Source organism: Phycicoccus jejuensis (assembly GCF_044797865.1).
Lineage (GTDB): Bacteria > Actinomycetota > Actinomycetes > Actinomycetales > Dermatophilaceae > Phycicoccus > Phycicoccus jejuensis.
Genome location: NZ_CP085209.1, coordinates 309,287 through 325,773, shown reverse-complemented (window position 1 = coordinate 325,773; position 16,487 = coordinate 309,287). Strand labels below are relative to the sequence as shown.

The 16,487-nt window shown below is 70.1% G+C and carries 14 protein-coding genes, 2 tRNA genes and 1 pseudogene; 5 read left to right on the top strand and 12 right to left on the bottom strand.

Annotated features, from left to right (window positions below; all coding sequences use genetic code 11):
- Nucleotides 1–384: 384 nt before the first annotated feature.
- Together mobF and LG324_RS01425 are read right to left on the bottom strand one after the other, a co-directional pair.
- A pseudogene (mobF, locus tag LG324_RS01430) lies at nt 385–1,020 on the bottom strand (MobF family relaxase); the annotation flags it as partial.
- Entirely contained in the window at nt 938–1,528 is a 591-nt protein-coding gene (locus LG324_RS01425; RefSeq protein ID WP_404351143.1) for a relaxase domain-containing protein, read from the bottom strand. The pseudogene mobF and the gene LG324_RS01425, both read right to left, overlap by 83 nt.
- A gap of 377 nt (nt 1,529–1,905) precedes the next feature.
- Here LG324_RS01425 and LG324_RS01420 point away from each other — a divergent pair, with 377 nt between their 5' ends.
- The 5 genes from LG324_RS01420 to LG324_RS01400 all read left to right on the top strand — a co-directional run bounded on the left by LG324_RS01420 (nt 1,906) and on the right by LG324_RS01400 (nt 5,953).
- The gene (locus tag LG324_RS01420; protein ID WP_404351140.1) at nt 1,906–2,055 is read left to right on the top strand and encodes a hypothetical protein; all 150 of its coding nucleotides are present in this window, start codon (nt 1,906–1,908) and stop codon (nt 2,053–2,055) included.
- The gene (locus LG324_RS01415; protein ID WP_404351137.1) at nt 2,052–3,332 is read left to right on the top strand and encodes a site-specific integrase; all 1,281 of its coding nucleotides are present in this window, start codon (nt 2,052–2,054) and stop codon (nt 3,330–3,332) included. Before LG324_RS01420 ends, LG324_RS01415 begins: the two co-directional genes overlap by 4 nt.
- Complete coding sequence (locus LG324_RS01410; RefSeq protein WP_404351134.1) at nt 3,307–4,464, top strand: nucleotidyltransferase; 1,158 nt, start codon at nt 3,307–3,309, stop codon at nt 4,462–4,464. The genes LG324_RS01415 and LG324_RS01410 overlap by 26 nt, the downstream gene beginning before the upstream one ends.
- A gap of 425 nt (nt 4,465–4,889) precedes the next feature.
- Complete coding sequence (locus LG324_RS01405) at nt 4,890–5,405, top strand: helix-turn-helix domain-containing protein (protein ID WP_404351131.1); 516 nt, start codon at nt 4,890–4,892, stop codon at nt 5,403–5,405.
- A gap of 2 nt (nt 5,406–5,407) precedes the next feature.
- Nucleotides 5,408–5,953 (top strand): ImmA/IrrE family metallo-endopeptidase, encoded by a 546-nt coding sequence (locus LG324_RS01400; RefSeq protein WP_404351128.1) that lies wholly within the window; start codon nt 5,408–5,410, stop codon nt 5,951–5,953.
- Here the strand turns inward: LG324_RS01400 and LG324_RS01395 are convergent.
- From LG324_RS01395 to LG324_RS01350, 10 genes are all read right to left on the bottom strand, one after another.
- Complete coding sequence (locus LG324_RS01395; RefSeq protein WP_404351124.1) at nt 5,950–6,429, bottom strand: SLATT domain-containing protein; 480 nt, start codon at nt 6,427–6,429, stop codon at nt 5,950–5,952. The genes LG324_RS01400 and LG324_RS01395 overlap by 4 nt on opposite strands.
- Before the next feature lie 206 nt (nt 6,430–6,635).
- Nucleotides 6,636–6,708 (bottom strand) — tRNA-Ala (locus tag LG324_RS01390).
- A 31-nt stretch (nt 6,709–6,739) separates the two neighbouring features.
- Nucleotides 6,740–6,862 (bottom strand): DLW-39 family protein, encoded by a 123-nt coding sequence (locus LG324_RS01385; protein WP_211250970.1) that lies wholly within the window; start codon nt 6,860–6,862, stop codon nt 6,740–6,742.
- A 31-nt stretch (nt 6,863–6,893) separates the two neighbouring features.
- Nucleotides 6,894–6,970 (bottom strand) — tRNA-Ile (locus LG324_RS01380).
- A 103-nt stretch (nt 6,971–7,073) separates the two neighbouring features.
- Nucleotides 7,074–7,562, bottom strand: a complete 489-nt coding sequence (locus tag LG324_RS01375) for a DUF3566 domain-containing protein (RefSeq protein WP_404351120.1) — start codon at nt 7,560–7,562, stop codon at nt 7,074–7,076.
- A 74-nt stretch (nt 7,563–7,636) separates the two neighbouring features.
- On the bottom strand, nt 7,637–10,276 hold the full coding sequence (gene gyrA, locus LG324_RS01370; RefSeq protein WP_404351117.1) for a DNA gyrase subunit A: 2,640 nt from the start codon (nt 10,274–10,276) through the stop codon (nt 7,637–7,639).
- 52 nt (nt 10,277–10,328) lie between these two features.
- Complete coding sequence (gyrB, locus tag LG324_RS01365) at nt 10,329–12,500, bottom strand: DNA topoisomerase (ATP-hydrolyzing) subunit B (RefSeq protein WP_404351114.1); 2,172 nt, start codon at nt 12,498–12,500, stop codon at nt 10,329–10,331.
- 196 nt (nt 12,501–12,696) lie between these two features.
- The gene (locus LG324_RS01360; RefSeq protein WP_404351112.1) at nt 12,697–14,019 is read right to left on the bottom strand and encodes a hypothetical protein; all 1,323 of its coding nucleotides are present in this window, start codon (nt 14,017–14,019) and stop codon (nt 12,697–12,699) included.
- Nucleotides 14,020–14,198: 179 nt separating this feature from the next.
- Complete coding sequence (locus tag LG324_RS01355) at nt 14,199–15,650, bottom strand: protealysin inhibitor emfourin (protein ID WP_404351109.1); 1,452 nt, start codon at nt 15,648–15,650, stop codon at nt 14,199–14,201.
- 61 nt (nt 15,651–15,711) lie between these two features.
- On the bottom strand, nt 15,712–16,464 hold the full coding sequence (locus LG324_RS01350) for an enoyl-CoA hydratase-related protein (RefSeq protein WP_404351107.1): 753 nt from the start codon (nt 16,462–16,464) through the stop codon (nt 15,712–15,714).
- Nucleotides 16,465–16,487 lie beyond the last annotated feature (23 nt).

The following is a 16,487-nucleotide window of genomic DNA, read 5'->3' as shown; positions in this document are numbered from 1 at the left end:
CTCGGGCTCGCCGAGGTCGGGGGCGGCATCCACAGGTAGGGACAATCCTTGGGTTACCCGCTCAACGACGTCCCCGACCGTTTCGTCGAGGGAGGTCAAGGAGATGCCGGCGTACCTGGCCTGGCGGAGCGCCTCGGCCTGGACGTGCCACACCTGCCAGGTCGACCGGGACGACTCCAGGACGTCGACCACACGCCTCGCGAGTTCGTCCTCGGTTTCGTCCCTCCCCCAGACAAGGGTTGTGTCCCCGTCACGACCGAGCACGGTCGCGGCCATGTTGGTGACGGTCGTGGGACCAGCGCGGTCGCCGGTGGCCAGGACGACGTCCGCCTGGGCGCGCCACTGCTCGCGCTGCTCACGCAGGCTGCGCGGCTCGTGCTTGTCGGGGCGCGTCTCGAGGTTGGCCTGCTGGGCAAGGGCGAGGGACTCTATCCGGGTGGGCGCACGGCCGTGGTCAGCCTGGAAGGAGGCCGCGAGCTGACGCTGCCGGCTCGTGATGTCGCCACGACGGGAGGACCACTCCTCAAGGAGCCGTGCGTCGATGCCCTCGATCTCGCGCACGGGGCGGCGTCCCTGCGGGGAGGGACGTTCGGTGAACCGGACTCCCAGCCGCTCGGTGAGCTCGGCCTCGAGCCGGGTTTTGTAGTGCTCGGAGTCCATGACCTTCGCTTTGAAGATCATCCGGCCGTCGAGGGTGAGCCACTTGCCTCCTTCATTCGGAAGGGTCTGCACCTTGTTGGAGATCACGACGTGGGTGTGCAGGTCGGGGTCGCCGGCACGCGAGTCGCGGTGGTCGAACGCCGCCGCCACCAGGCCGGCCACCGGCACTTGCCGGACGCCGCCCTTGCCGACGCGGGTGAAGGCGACCTCTCGCTCGAGGAGACCGATGGTCGCCCGGACCGCCGCCTCGTGCGCGGCCTCGACCTCCCGGGACACCTCAGGCGCGGCGAGCGCCCACAGTGCAGACACCGACTTCACCGGGCTGAAGGTCAGGTCGTAGCCGGCGACCGGGGTCTGAGCCGACTTTGATGCGGCCGCGACGAAGCCCGTTAGCTCTGCGTCGTCGCCCCGGGCGCGGCCATGCGTCCGGGCGAATGCGCGAGCGATGACCTCGGTCCGGATCTGGGCTCGATCCTCGGTCGGTCGCGATTGGGGCGTTCCACGGGCGTCCTCGCGAGGTGTTGTGCGCGCTGAAGGCGGTGGCGATCTCCTGGCGAAGGGTGGTGGCCCCGAAGGTGGGGAAGGGTCGGCCGAGCGCACCCCAGCGGCGGGCGTCGGCATCCGGTTCATTGGAGCGCGGGTGCCAGCCCTGGCCGAAGAGGAGCTTCATCTGCTCCTCGGTGACGACGTCTCCGTCGGCAAGGTCGAGGCCGGCGAGGCCGCTGCCCATCCAGCGGCCCGGTGACTCGCCCTTCTCCTCGTAGTAGGCGACCAGCCCGAGCTGGCCCCTCTCGGTGGCGTCGTGGGCAGCGACCTGCTGCGTCAGGTAGGTGTACCCGCTGCCGGCGGCGAGCTTGTGCAAGGTCATCACACCTCCTGATGCGTTCTCGCAGGCGCTTCCCGGCCGCGGGGGGGACACGAAGTGCACCAGGTGTGTTCTCGATCTGGGGTTGTCGGTCGACGGGGCGGCGCGAAGTTGCGTGAAGTTGCTCGTCGCAAGGTGGCCGGGAGCGGGGGGTGCCGGTGCTTCTGGGGGTAGCAGGTCGAGTCGTCAGGTGGGTTATCCACAGGGGCGGTGGAGACCTGTTGAGTCCAAGCGGGACGTGGCCTACTGGAGGTCGGTCCCTGACGAAGGGAATGGACATGTCAACGACGGCACGAAACAGCGGTGGATCGCAATACCGGCGGAAGGCGCCGATCGGCCCGATCCAGCGGCGGTGGTACACGGTTCCGGAGGTCGCCGAGATGCTCGGCTACGGCCCGACGAAGGTGCGGATGTGCATCACCGGCGACCTGCGCTCGCTCAAGGACGGCGGGTCGCGCCGCATCCTGCCCGCGTGGGTCGACGAGTACGTCGAGATGCGCGCGGCCGAGGCGGAGGCGGACTGGCCGTGAGCCGGCGCGCGAACGGCGAGGGGTCGATCTACCCGTACCGGAACGGCTTCGCGGCGCACGTGTGGATCGTGACTCCGAAGGGCCGTCGGCAGCGCAAGACCGTCTACGGGAAGACCCGGCCGGAGGTCCACGACAAGTGGCTTCGGCTCCACGAGCAGGCGCGGCGGGGACCGATGGTGCCGGTCTCCCCGCGCCTGCGCGACTTCCTCGAACGGTGGCTTGAGGAGACGGTGCGACCGACCCTGTCACCGGCCACCACCTCGAACTACGAGATGTTCTCGCGGCTGTACATCATCCCGGACCTCGGCGACCGCAAGCTCGACAAGCTGATGGTTCGGGACGTGCAGACCTGGGTCAACGGGCTGCGCAAACGATGCCAGTGCTGCTTCCAGGGCAAGGATGCCGCGCGCCCCGAGCCGCAGTGCTGCGCTCTCGGGAGCTGCTGCCACGACGTCGCGTCGGACTGGACGGTCCACCAGGCGTGGAGGGTCCTCCGGGGTGCGCTGACCCAGGCGATGCGCGAGGAGCTGGTGTTCCGCAACGTGGCCGCGCTGGTGCGGGTGCCCATGCCCCGGCCGAAGAAGCAGGCGGTGTGGACCGTCGACGAGGCTCGGCGGTTCCTCGAGTCGGCGCGCACGGACCACGATCCGATGTACGCCGGGTACGTCCTGCTGCTCACGCTCGGGCTGCGGCGCGGGGAGCTGCTCGGGCTCGCGTGGGAGGACGTCGACCTCGAGAAGGGCGAGGCGCTGATCGCGTGGCAGGTCCAGCGAGTCGAGCACTCACTTCAGCGGCGCCACACGAAGACGCCGTCCTCGGATGCGCCCCTGCCGCTGCCGCAGATCGCGGTGCGGGCACTCGAGCGCCATCGGGTGGAGGAAACCAGACGACGGCTCGCGCCGGCGACATGTGGGGCGACTGCGGCTTGGTCTTCACCACTCGGCTCGGCGATCCGGTCGACCCGCGCAACTTCCACCGGGACTTCAAACTCAGGGCCGCGAAGGCCGGCGTGCCCGTCGTCCCCATTCACTCCACGCGGCGGACTTGCGCCAGCCTGCTTGTGGCCATCGATGTGCACCCGCGGGTCGCGATGGCCGTCCTCCGGCACAACCGGATCGCGCTCACCATGGAGATCTATTCGCAAGTTTCTTCAACCTCCACTCGAGATGCCCTCAAGCGGCTTGGGGGCGAACTCGCTGGCTCTTAGTGGCGCATCACACACGTTTGTACGACGCATGGTACATTCGTATCGTGCCTACTCAACTAGTTACCGGTGAGCTCTGGTCCCTTGACTCCCTCCTGTCGGACGGTGTCCGGTCACTCGACATCACCGAGGCGGAACGTGACCAAGCCGTCGCTCGGTATGAAGCCCTAGGGGCTGTCCTCGACGACCACTGGGAAGACACGCGCGGACACAACGTCATCACGCCTCAGGGCTCGTTCCTGCTGGGCACCGTGGTGCGCAACATCTCTAGCGACGACGACATAGACCTTGATGCCGTCGCGATCCGCGATGTCGACCGTTCCACGTTGAGCCAGACGGAACTGAAGCGTGATGCTGGCGTCGCAGTCCATCGGTACGCGGACTCGTGGGGAAGTGGAGGACCTTCTGTAAGCGAATGTCACCGCTGTTGGACGCTCACCTGGCGGGGCATGCACCTGGACCTACTGCCGGCCGTCCCTAACCGTGAGCCGTGGCAGTCGGGCATCTGGATCACCGACAAGGACGTCCGGCAGTGGCTTCCCTCGGACCCAACCGGCTACTCCACGTGGTTCGAGAACCAGATGCATCGGGCGTTCCTCGAGGAGCGCGTAAAGCTCTCCAAGAAGCTGCAGGTTGACGACGTGCCCGGCTGGCAAGTCAAGACCACACTCCAGCAGACCGTGCAGGCGCTCAAACGTCACAGGGACATCTACTTCAACGGACGACTGGACGAGCGGCCGGCGTCGATCATCCTCACTACGCTTGCGGCCCGGGCGTACGAGGGAGGGGACGCGTTGTACGACGTGCTCCGAACTGTGACTTCGCGGATGGGCTCACTTGTCGAGAACCGCGGGGGCACATGGTGGGTCTCCAACCCAGTCCGGGGCGATGAGAACTTCGCGGATGCTTGGGCCGCGCATCCCCAGCGCGCGGAGTGGTTCTTCGAGTGGCTCGAGGCGGCGGTAACCGACTTCAACGGGTTCGGCGACAAGGCGGGTCTCGACTCCACGGTGCCGCGGCTGGATGCGGCATTTGGCACGCGCTTCGCAAAGGCGGCTAGTTTCGGTTACGGGAAGAACCTGTACGACGCGAGGACAAGCCGGCAGCTGCATGTAGCCACTGGCGGCGCCCTGGTGAGCGCGCCCGTTCCCACGACGACGCGAAGGGTGAGGAGCCATGGCTTCGAGGGTGGGCCGCGGCGGTGAACCAAACCTGGCGCTGCAGGCCCTTTCCCTGCGGCGGCTGATGCCCCACGGCCGCGTAATTCTTCAGCCGGGCGAGCTCGTCTGGACCGGTGTCGTACAGCCAACTGAGGAGAGTGCGCGGTACGAACTGCGCATCGAAATGCCTCGGGGTCGTACGCCCTCAGTGAGCGTGCTATCACCTGCTCTGAAGCCGAATGGGGAGGGTCGGCTACCCCACGTGTATAACACTGGCCACCTCTGCCTCAGCGGACGAGCGCAGTGGCGACCAACCATGCTGCTCTCCGAGACTTTCCTACCTTGGGCATGCGAATGGCTGGCCTTCTACGAACTATGGTTAGCGACTGGGCTTTGGTACGGGGACGGACCAGACCGCCTGGACGCCGCGTGGCAGGACAGCATCCTGCATGCGTACGGATAACATGCGAATGAGCGACATCGACCGAGGCGGCGAGCGCCGTCCGGTCCGTCCACATGAAGGGTCGAGAATGACGGACCACCAGTCCTTGGCTGGACTTGGGGAGTCGTTGCGTACGGAACGACGACGCCGGCGCATGTCGCTCCGTGATCTTGCCGACGAGATCGGAGTCAGCTTCAACACTCTTTCGCGCGTCGAGCGCGGGCACTTACCTGAGTTGAAGAACTACGAACGCATCGCCAAGTGGCTCGATGCTCCGGGGCAAAGCCTGTTCGCCACCGACGAGGAATCGCCGTCGACACCTGAGCTCATCGCCAAACACCTATATACAGACAGCCGTCTGGACCCAGATGCCGCCACCAAGATCATGTCCGTGATCCAAGACCTGTATGCGAACTTGGCGGCGCCCAAGCCGGCCTTCTCGGTCCACCTGCGATCCAGCCAGACATTCCTTCCAGAGGTCGGCACCCTTCTAGCCGGGGCCCTCACAGACATGCACACTGTCCTGAGCGAGGAAGCCCGCTAGGCGTGCGACGAGGCTTCAAAGCTGAGGCAGAGCGCCTCAGTGAGCGCGTTCGTGCCGACCTGGGCCTCGCTTCCGATGCCCAGCTCCCTCTCGACCTATTGGCCGGCACGTTGGGAGCAGAACTTCGGTCGGCTGGCGACCTCATAGATGTGTCCCGTCTTGCCGAGATCGACCAGCGACAGCCCGGTGCGTTCTCTGCGTGCACCTTCGAGATCGGGGATCGTCGTGTAATCGTGTGGAACCCGCTGTCGAGCCAAGGGCGACGCAGCAGCGACATCGCCCACGAGTTGTCACACCTGCTGCTTAAGCATTCAGTCAAGGACGTCCACACAGTGGGCGGCCTGACGTTCTTTGGGTGCGACCCAGACGAGGAACAGGAGGCCAACTGGCTCGCCGGCTGCCTACTCCTCCCGCGACCGCTTCTCGTCTCGCAGCTCCGACGTGGCGCTACTGCCGATGACCTTGCTGATCGCTATGAGGTAAGCATTCAGATGGCGAACTACCGAATCCGCGCGACGGGTGTCCTGCGCCAGGTCCGGCGGAACTAGGCCTCATCCACTGGATAGGTGAAGTGGCCAGCGTCGATCTTCCGCTGCGCGCGCCAGAACGAAAGCGGTCCAGTGGTGGGGGCATCGTCTAGCGCCTGGTGCTTCTCCTCGGTGAAGGCCGCAACAAGTTGCCGCAGGGTGGTGTCGGAAACGCCGGAGTCCGGGTGGCCGTCAAGGATCTTTGACTGACGCACCCGAAACCGCAGGTCAGCCAACTTCCTGCCGCAAGCAACGTGCAGTGCCGCCACGCTTAGCGGCTTGACGAACGTCAGCAGCGCAGCCGCCATCGCCGCGACCAGCGTTAGAACTGCGGACAGGGTGGTCCGCTTGTCCCATATGGCTGCTGCAGTGATCGCGGAAGCCACGGCGGCCGACCCGCCCAACACGAAATGCGTTAGCTTGAAGTGCTCGGCTGCACAGAAATGGGCTTTCTCCGTGTACAGCAGGTCGGTCTCGACACGGTCGAACTCGGCCACGACGTCGTCTCGAAGACTCGCCACTTGCCTCCTCCTCGTGTATCGCTGCGCCTGCCGACAGTCAGCACGCTACCGGGCCAGCCGAGGGGTGCCGCGCCGTGCCATCCAATCCAAGCGATTGGTTCACGCACACTGCAGTACTTTGCTGAGGTACGGGCTTCGCCGGAGGCCCTCCTCGACCAGCGAAAAGGGCCTCTGACCTGCGGTGGAGCCAAGGGGACTCGAACCCCTAACCCCCTGCTTGCAAAGCAGGTGCGCTACCAATTGCGCCATGGCCCCCGGGTGCCGCGCGTGGGCGGCGGGGTGAGCGTCAGCTCTGCGGGGTGTCCGTGGCCTCGGCCCAGAGCCGGTTCTCGGCCTGCTTGTCCTTGATCTGCTTGCTCAGGGCGAACGCACCTGCCGCAGAGGCGAGGAGGACGAGGAGCTTCTTCACGGAACACCACCTGGGAGCCGGGGAGGTCGGGTGGTGGGCCTAACAGGACTTGAACCTGTGGCCTCTTCCTTATCAGGGAAGCGCTCTAACCGTCTGAGCTATAGGCCCGTCACCGACCGGCGTCGCACCTCTCAGGAGGCGCGGTGCACGAGATTACCCGATGCCCGCCCCGCTCCCCAAAACGGGGGTCGGGGCGGCTCCGACCTGCACCTCAGTCGTCGGTGAGGGTGAGGTGCACGCCGCCGACGAGGGCGGAGGAGAGGTTGTAGAGGAACGCCCCGAGCGTGGCGATCGCGGTGATGAGGATGACGTCGACGACCGCGATGACGATCGACAGCGACACCACGCGGGTGAAGCCGACGAAGTCGAGGATGTCGAAGCGCGTGCCGCCGTCCTGGATCACCGAGCCGATGACGCCGTTGACCTTGTCGAAGACGCCCATCGCGTCGAGGACGGTCCACAGGACCACCGTCGCGACGACGAGGGCGATGCCCAGCGCCACCGACAGCAGGAACGACATCTTCATCGCCGACCACGGGTCGATGCGCGAGACGGTCAGCTTGACCCGGCGCGACGACGCGGGCCGGGGAGCCGGCTTCGTCGCCGCAGCGGCCGTGGACCCGGAGGCCGCGGCCTCGCGACCGGCGGCGGGCACGGCCTCGCGACCGGTCGGGACCGGACGGGTGGCGTCACGCTGCATGGTGGCAGCCTCCTGGCGGGCCGGGCGCGCGGCACCCGACGGACGGGCGGGACGCCCGGCGCTGTCTGCGGTGCTCACTCACGGCCTCCTCGGTCTGCGTCGTCGCCCGACGAGTCGTCGGTCGACGTCGGGTCCGACGGTACGGCATCCTCCGCCGGGGCTGCGACCTCGCCACCCGGGGTCTCGACAGTCGTGACCCCCTCGTCACCCGGGGCGTCACCGGCGGCCTCCTCGGCGGCCTCGACGGCCTCCTCGACCTCCTTCTCGGGGTTGCGCGTGACGGCGACGATCGCGTCGTTCCGGCCCGGCTTGGCGAACTGCACGCCCATCGTGTTGCGGCCGGTCAGGCGCACCTCGTCGACCCGCGAGCGAACGATGTTGCCCTTCTCGAAGACGACGAGCACCTCGTCGCCCTCGTCGACGGTCAGCGCCCCGACGAGGTCGCCGCCCTTCTCGGACAGCTTCGCGACCGCGACACCGAGGATGGCGCGCCCCTTGACGTTCCACTCCGACGCCTTGGACCGCTTGGCCAGGCCCGACTCGAAGACGACGAAGACGTCCGGGTCCTCGCCGTCGGCGACGACCGACATCGAGAGCAGCTCGTCGCCGTCGCGGAACTTCATGCCGGTGACACCGGAGGTCGCGCGGCCCATCGGGCGCAGCGTGGCGTCGTCGGCGTGGAAGCGCACCGACTGCCCCTTGCGCGAGACGAGCATGAGGTCGTCCTCGGCCTCGACCAGCCCGACGCCGACGAGCTCGTCGCCGTCGCGCAGGTTGACGGCGATGAGGCCCCCGGCCCGCGGGCTGTCGTACTCCGAGAGGCGGGTCTTCTTGACCAGGCCGGCCCGCGTCGCGAGGAGCAGGTACGGCGCGTCCTCGTAGGAGCGGATGGCCAGCACCTGGGCGATCTCCTCGCCCGGCTGGAAGGCCATGAGGTTGGCGACGTGCTGGCCCTTGCCGTCCCGGCCGGCGTCCGGCAGCTCGTACGCCTTGGCGCGGTAGACCCGCCCGAGGTTGGTGAAGAACAGCAGCCAGTGGTGCGAGGTCGTCGTGAAGAAGTGGTCGACCATGTCCTCGCCGCGCAGGGCCGCCCCGCGGACGCCCTTGCCGCCGCGCCGCTGCGAGCGGTACGCGTCGACCCGGGTGCGCTTGGCGTAGCCGCCGCGGGTGATGGTGACGACCACGTCCTCCTCGGGGATGAGGTCCTCCATCGACATGTCGCCGTCGGTCGGCATGATCGTCGTGCGGCGGTCGTCGCCGAACTTGTCGACGATGGCGCGCAGCTCGTCGGAGACGATGTCGCGCTGGCGGCCGGGCGTCGCGAGGATGTCCTTGTAGTCCTCGATCTGCGCCTGCAGCTTGTCGTGGTCGTCGATGATCTTCTGCCGCTCGAGGGCCGCGAGGCGCCGCAGCTGCAGGTCGAGGATGGCCCGCGCCTGGATCTCGTCGATCTCGAGGAGCTCGATGAGGCCGTTGCGCGCCTCCTCGACGGTCGGGCTGCGGCGGATGAGCGCGATGACCTCGTCGAGCATGTCGAGCGCCTTGAGGTAGCCGCGGAGGATGTGGATCTCCTCCTCGGCCTTGCGCAACCGGTAGGCCGTGCGCCGCTGGATGACGTCGATCTGGTGCTCGCACCAGTACCGGATGAACGCGTCGATCGGCAGCGTGCGCGGCACGCCGTCGACGAGGGCGAGCATGTTCGCGCCGAACGTCGTCTGCAGCTGGGTGTGCTTGTAGAGGTTGTTGAGCACGACCTTGGCCACCGCGTCGCGCTTGAGCACGATGACGAGGCGCTGGCCGGTGCGGCCCGAGGTCTCGTCGCGGATGTCGGCGATGCCCGCGAGCCGGCCGTCCTTGACGTGCTCGGCGATCTTCTGCGCGAGGCTGTCCGGGTTGACCTGGTAGGGCAGCTCGGTGACGACGAGGCACTGCCGGTTGTGGATCTCCTCGACCTCGACGACCGCCCGCATGATGATCGAGCCGCGGCCCGTGCGGTACGCGTCGTCGATGCCGCGGTGGCCCATGATGAGCGCCCCGGTCGGGAAGTCCGGCCCCGGGACGGCCTTCATGACCGCCTCGAGCGCCTCCTCGCGGCTGGCGTCGGGGTGGCGGAGCATCCACTCGGCGGCCGCGGCGACCTCGCGCAGGTTGTGCGGCGGGATCTGGGTGGCCATGCCGACCGCGATGCCGGCGCTGCCGTTGACGAGCAGGTTCGGGAAGCGGGAGGGCAGGACCTCCGGCTCGAGCGTCTTGCCGTCGTAGTTCGGCTTGAAGTCGACGGTCTCCTGCTCGATGTCGCGGACCATCTCCATCGACAGCGGCGCCATCCGGCACTCGGTGTACCGCGGCGCGGCGGCCGGGTCGTCACCGGGGGAGCCGAAGTTGCCCTGGCCCTGGACGAGCGGGTAGCGCAGCGACCAGTCCTGGACGAGCCGGACGAGGGCGTCGTAGATCGCGCTGTCGCCGTGCGGGTGGTACTGGCCCATGACGTCGCCGACGACGCGACTGCACTTGTTGAAGCCGCGGTCGGGGCGGTAGCCGCCGTCGTACATCGCGTAGAGCACGCGGCGGTGCACCGGCTTGAGGCCGTCGCGCACGTCGGGCAGCGCGCGCGAGACGATCACCGACATCGCGTACTCGATGTACGAGCGCTGCATCTCGGTGTTGAGGTCGATCGGCTCCGTGCGGTCGGTCTCGACGGGCTGGTCGGTCATGGAGGTCCTTGCCTAGCGGGTCGTCAGGGGAGGTCGTGGGTGACGCGCGGCGTCAGATGTCCAGGAAGCGCACGTCGCGCGCGTTGCGCTGGATGAACGAGCGCCGGCTCTCGACGTCCTCGCCCATGAGGATCGAGAAGATCTCGTCGGCCGCGGCGGCGTCGTCGAGCGTCACCTGGAGGAGCACCCGCTGGTCGGGGTCCATCGTGGTCTCCCACAGCTCCTGGTAGTCCATCTCGCCGAGACCCTTGTAGCGCTGCACCGGGTTGTCCTTCGGCAGGCGGCGGCCCTTGGACTGGCCCTCGGCGATGAGCGCGTCGCGCTCGCGGTCGGTGAAGGCGAACTCGTGCGCCGCGTTGCTCCACTTGAGGCGGTAGAGCGGCGGCTGCGCGAGGTAGACGTACCCGGCCTCGATGAGCGGCTTCATGAACCGGAAGAGCAGCGTGAGCAGCAGGGTCCGGATGTGCATGCCGTCGACGTCGGCGTCGGCCATCAGGACGATCTTGTGGTACCGCGCCTTCTCGATGTCGAAGTCCTCGCCGATGCCGGTGCCGAACGCCGAGATGAGCGCCTGCACCTCCTGGTTGGCGAGGGCCTTGTCGAGGCGCGCGCGCTCGACGTTGAGGATCTTGCCGCGGATCGGGAGGATCGCCTGGGTGTGCGGGTTGCGCCCGCGCACCGCCGAGCCGCCGGCGGAGTCGCCCTCGACGATGAACACCTCGGAGACGGCCGGGTCCTTGGCCTGGCAGTCGCGCAGCTTGCCGGGCAGGCCGCCGGACTCCAGCACCCGCTTGCGGGTGGCCTCGCGGGCCTTGCGCGCGGCCATCCGGGCCGTCGCCGCCTGGATCGCCTTGCGGACGATCTCCTTGCCCTCGTTCGGGTGGCGCTCGAGCCAGTCGCCGAACTCCTCGGTCATCGCGCGCTGGACGAAGCCCTTGACCTCGGAGTTGCCGAGCTTGGTCTTGGTCTGGCCCTCGAACTGCGGCTCGCCGAGCTTGACGCTGATGACGGCGGTCAGGCCCTCGCGGACGTCGTCACCGGTGAGGTTGTCGTCCTTCTCCTTGAGCTGGTTCTGCTTGCGCGCGAAGTCGTTGACGAGCTTGGTCAGCGCCGCACGGAAGCCCTCCTCGTGGGTGCCGCCCTCGTGGGTGTTGATGGTGTTGGCGTAGGTGTGGACCGACTCGGAGTAGGCGGTCGTCCACTGCATCGCGAGCTCGAGGGAGAGGCTGCGCGCCTCGTCCTCGACCTCGATCGCGATGACGTCGGCGTGCACCGGCTCGCTGCGCTTGGAGGCGACGAGGTGGTCGACGTAGTCGACGAGGCCGTTGTCGTAGCGGTAGGAGACCGAGCGGGCGGTCGTCGTGCGGGCGGTGCCGTCGGCGCCGGCGTCCTCGCTGTCCTCGACGACCGTGATGTCGGAGTCGACGCCGTCGAGGTCGGGCTCGCCCTCGCCCGCGGCCTCGGTGACGCGCTCGTCGACGAGGTTGATCGTCAGGCCCTTGTTGAGGAACGCGTACTGCTGGAAGCGCGAGCGGATCGTCTCCCAGTCGTACTCGGTCGTCTCGAAGATCTCGGGGCTCGCCCAGAACGTGATGGTCGTGCCGGTGCGGTCGGTCTCCTCCATCTGCTGGAGGGGGCCGGTGGGCACGCCGTGGTCGAAGGACATCCGGTGCGCGTGGCCCTTCTGGCGCACGCAGACGTCGAGGCGCGTGGAGAGCGCGTTGACGACCGAGGAGCCGACGCCGTGCAGGCCGCCGGAGACCTTGTACCCGCCGCCGCCGAACTTGCCGCCCGCGTGCAGCTGGGTGAGGACGAGCTCGACCGCGCTCACGCCCTCGGTCGGGTGCATGTCGGTGGGGATGCCGCGGCCGTTGTCCTTGACCCGGACCGCGCCGTCCTCCATGAGGATGACGTCGATGGTGTCGGCGTAGCCGGCGAGGGCCTCGTCGACCGCGTTGTCGACGATCTCCCAGACGAGGTGGTGCAGGCCGCGCTCGCCGGTGGAGCCGATGTACATGCCCGGGCGCTTGCGGACGGCCTCGAGCCCCTCGAGCACGGTGATCGCGGAGGCGTCGTAGGCGGGGCCGGCGACCGGGGTGGCCTGCTCCTCCTGCTGCGGGACCACGGGGTCCTCGGCGGGCACGTCGGGGGTGTCGGGCTGGTCGGCCACGGGGCTCCTTCGTCGGCTGGCTCCGGGGGGCGTGCACGCCCGACCGGTGCTCATGGCGCGCGCCCACGGGCTGGTCACCCACGGGCGCGCTGTTGCCGCCCATCCTACCGCTCGGGGCCGACAGATGACCCGCTGGGAGGCCCGTGGCGCCGGTTCTCACCGATTTTCGAGGGTGTCCACGACTCCCCACACGCAACCGGGGCTCCCAGCGGCGCTGAGCGGCCTTCCTCGGGCTCGCCCGCGCCGGGGGTCAGGACGCGGCGCCGTGCACGTCCGCGACGGTCGGCCGGACCCGCACGACGGCCGGTCCGGTGACCCGCGCCGCGGCCAGCCCGTCGAGGAGCGTGGCCAGGTGGGGCCGGGTCGCGTCGACGACGGCGAGGCCGTCCCGGGTCGCCGCGGCGGTGACGGCGGCGAGCACGGCGGGGTCGTCGGTGTAGAGCACCTCGCCGAGGCCGGCGAGCTCGTCGAGGGTGCGGGGGCCGAGCGTCGTCGGCAGCGGCACCGTCGAACGAACGAGGTCGAGCAGGTCGCGGTGCTCGAGGGCGTGCCGGGCCAGGGCGCTGCCGTGGAGGTCGATGACCTGCCGGTACAGCGCGAGGTCGGCCGCTCCCAGAAGGATGAGCTGCGCGAGGACCGCGCGCCCGACGCGCTCCGCGACGGCGGCGTCGTCGTGCGCGGGGTCGGTCAGGGCGTCGCGCCGGTCGTCGACGAGCACCGTGCAGAAGGTCAGCCAGTCCGGGACGAGGGCGGACGGGCCCTCCTCGGCGAGCATCCCGCCGACGTAGCGGCGGTGGCCCTCGTGGTGGTCGGGCCCGGTCTCGACCGGCAGGACGGCGGCGACGGCGCGCACGCCCGAGACCGTCGTGCGCAGCGGCAGCACCGCGAGCGGGTCGACGCCCAGGCGCTGGCGGCACCACTCGGCCTGCTGAGCGGCGGGGCGCTCCCACAGAGTCGTGCCGCCGGAGACGAGGACGCCGTCGACCTCGACCGCGACCGGCAGCTGGTCGATGATGTCGAGCACCTGCTCGAGGACGGTCTCGGGGGTGCACCAGGTGCGGGTGGCGCGACGCGGGTGCAGGCGGATCTGGGTGCCGGGCCGCTCGAGTGGCTCGTCGGCGAGGGTGACGAGGACGGTGCCGTCGGACAGGCCGACCCAGCGCATCGTCGGGGCCATCGGGACCAGCGCCGAGCGGGTCACGAGCTCGACGACGTCGGCGACGCCGAAGGCCGTGAGGAGCGAGGTCTCGTACCGGCGCAGGCCCTCGCGGACCTGGCCGTGCTCGGCCGTGGCGGGCGCGGCGCTCAGCCAGCGCACCTCCTGCGGCGTGAAGCCGACCCCGTCGTCGTGGACGACGAGCGGGCCGCCGCCGGTCGCCGAGGTGACGCGCACCCGGCCCACGTGCGAGGGGTCGACCCGGCGCCGCGCCTCGATGCCGACGAGCGCGCTGGCGAGCAGGTCGCGCATCGGGCCGCGGCCACCGGGCCCACCGTCACCGGAGCGCGCGCCCCCGGGGTCGCGGGGGTCGCGCGCGGGGAGGCCGGGGTCGCGGCCGGGGGCGTGGTCGTTCACGTCGGAGTCCGTTCCGATGGGCGGCGACCGGCGGATGGTGGTCACCGTGGGCGAAGGTTTCTCCCACGGTGCCCGCGCGCCGTCGCCAACCGCTGCCGCTCGCAGTCCGGCTCCCCCCGACGTCCCGGGAGTCCGGCCGAACGAACGACCCGCCGCTCCTGCGGCGGTCCCCCCGCAGGTCAGCCGTCCGTGTGGGGGCGCAGGGTGCGCTCGAACAGGTCGCGGACGTCGTCGGTCAGGGCCGGCTCGGGCACGACGACGTCGACCTCCGGCACCGCGCAGCGCACGCCGTAGCAGTACGCGTCCGGGTACTCGCGCTCGACGCCGGCGGCGAGCATCCGCAGGCGGTCGGTGGCGATGAGGTCGTGCCAGGCGCGGCCGTCGGGCTCGGGCAGCTCGCCGAGGACGACCGTGCGGGTGCGGGTGCGGCCCGCGAACCCGCCGGTGCGCCGGACCTCGAGCTCGGTACCGGGCGCCGGCGCCTCCGGCGGGTCCGGGGTGGGGGCGGGGGCATCCGGGGCCGGCGTGCCGGGCGCCTGGGGGGCGGGGGAGCCGGGCGCGGGAGCGTCCGTCCCCACCTCGACGCCAACACCGCTCCAGGCGGTGCGCACGGCATCCGCCTCCCGCGAGCCCTCGCCGTACCGCGCGGTGGCGGCGGCCAGCGTCAGACCGGCGAACGTCGCGAAGTCGCAGTCGGCGCGGATCTCGCCGACGATCGTGTCGAACCAGACCTGTCCGGCGACCTCCCAGGCGTTGCCGCCGAGCGCGACCGCGAGGTCGTGGAAGGCCTTGTTCGGGATGCCCGAGTTGATGTGGACGCCGCCGTTGTCCTCGGAGGTCTCGACGTAGTCGCGCAGGTGCGCGGGCTGCGGGTCCTTGCCCAAGCGCGGGTCGTCGTAGGCGGTCCCGGGGGCGGCCATCGAGCGCAGCGCCACGCCCTGGACGCCCGGCGCGAGGAGGTCGGCGCCGATGAGCCAGTCGGCTGCGGCGGCGTCCTGGCCGAGCGAGCGCTGCTTGACGAGGACCCCGAAGACGTCGGACACCGACTCGTTGAGCGCCCCCGACTGGCCCTGGTAGTTCAGGCCCGCCGTGTACTGGGTGACGCCGTGCGCGAGCTCGTGGCCGATGACGTCGAGGCTGCGGGTGAACCCGAGGAACACCTCGCCGTCACCGTCGCCGAAGACCATCTGGGCGCCGTCCCAGAAGGCGTTGTCGTAGTCGCGCCCGTAGTGGACGGTGGCGACGAGCGGCAGGCCCTTGCCGTCGAGGGAGTTGCGCCCGTACGCCTCCTGCCACAGCTGCCACGTGGCGCCGAGGCCGTCGTAGGCCTCGGTGACGGCGGTGTCGGCGGTGGGCGGGTCACCCTCGCCGCGCACCTTCACCCCCGGCAGGGTCGTGCCCTGCTGGGCGTCGTGGACGGTGCGCTGCGGCCCGTCGGCGCTCCCGGCCGCCCCGCCGGGCAGCGTCGTCCCGCCGGGACGCGCCTCGGCGGTGACCCGCCCGCGCCGGAGCTCGGCGTCGCTGCGCAGCGTGGCGTCGGCGCGCTGCGCGACGTGGTCGTCGCCGGAGGCCGCGAGCGCGGCGAGCAGGTACGGCGGGACGATCGAGCAGCGGGCGGGCGAGTGCGTCATCCCTCCACGATGGACCCGCCCACCGACAGCCGCGACCCGACGGGTTGGCCGCGGCGGGTGGTCAGCGGCGCAGCGCCGCGGCCATCCGCTCCTGCGCGAGGTCGGAGTGGAACAGCTCGCCCGACATCCGCGCCATCGCCTCCCCGTCGCGCTCGAAGGAGGCGAGAAGGTCGGCGTTGAGGATCTGCTTGGCGGCGGTCAGCCCCTGCCGGGCGCCGGCCCGCAGGTCGTCGAGGACGGCGCCGACCGTGGCGTCCATCCCGGCCTCGTCGGCGACGTGGGTGACGAGCCCTTGGGCGCGGGCCTCGGCGGCGGTGAAGACGCGGCCGGTGAGGAACCAGTCGGCGGCCGAGCGCGGGGTGAGGCGGTAGCGCAGCGGGATGGAGATGGTCGCGGCCGCGAGCCCGAGGCGGACCTCGGTGAGGGCGAAGCCCACGTCGTCGCGACAGACGACGACGTCGGCGGAGGCGACGAGCCCGATGCCGCCGGCGCGCACCGGGCCGTCGAGCCGGGCGACGACCGGCACCGGCAGCGCGGCGATGCGGCGCTGGACGTCGACGATGGCGCGGGCCTGCTCGGTCATGTCGACGGTCGCCGCCTCCTTGAGGTCGGCGCCGGCGCAGAAGACGCGATGGCTCGAGCGCAGGAGGACGGCGTGGACCGACTCGTCCTGCGCGACCTCGGCCAGCCGGTCGCGCAGGTCGGCGAGCAGGCGGCGCGAGAGGGCGTTGCGGTTGGCCGGCGAGTCGAGGGTGAGGACCGCGACCCGGTCCTCGTCGTCACGGCGGACCAGGGGGGCGACGTCGGCATCCACGGGCCGACCCTAGCCGCCGGGTG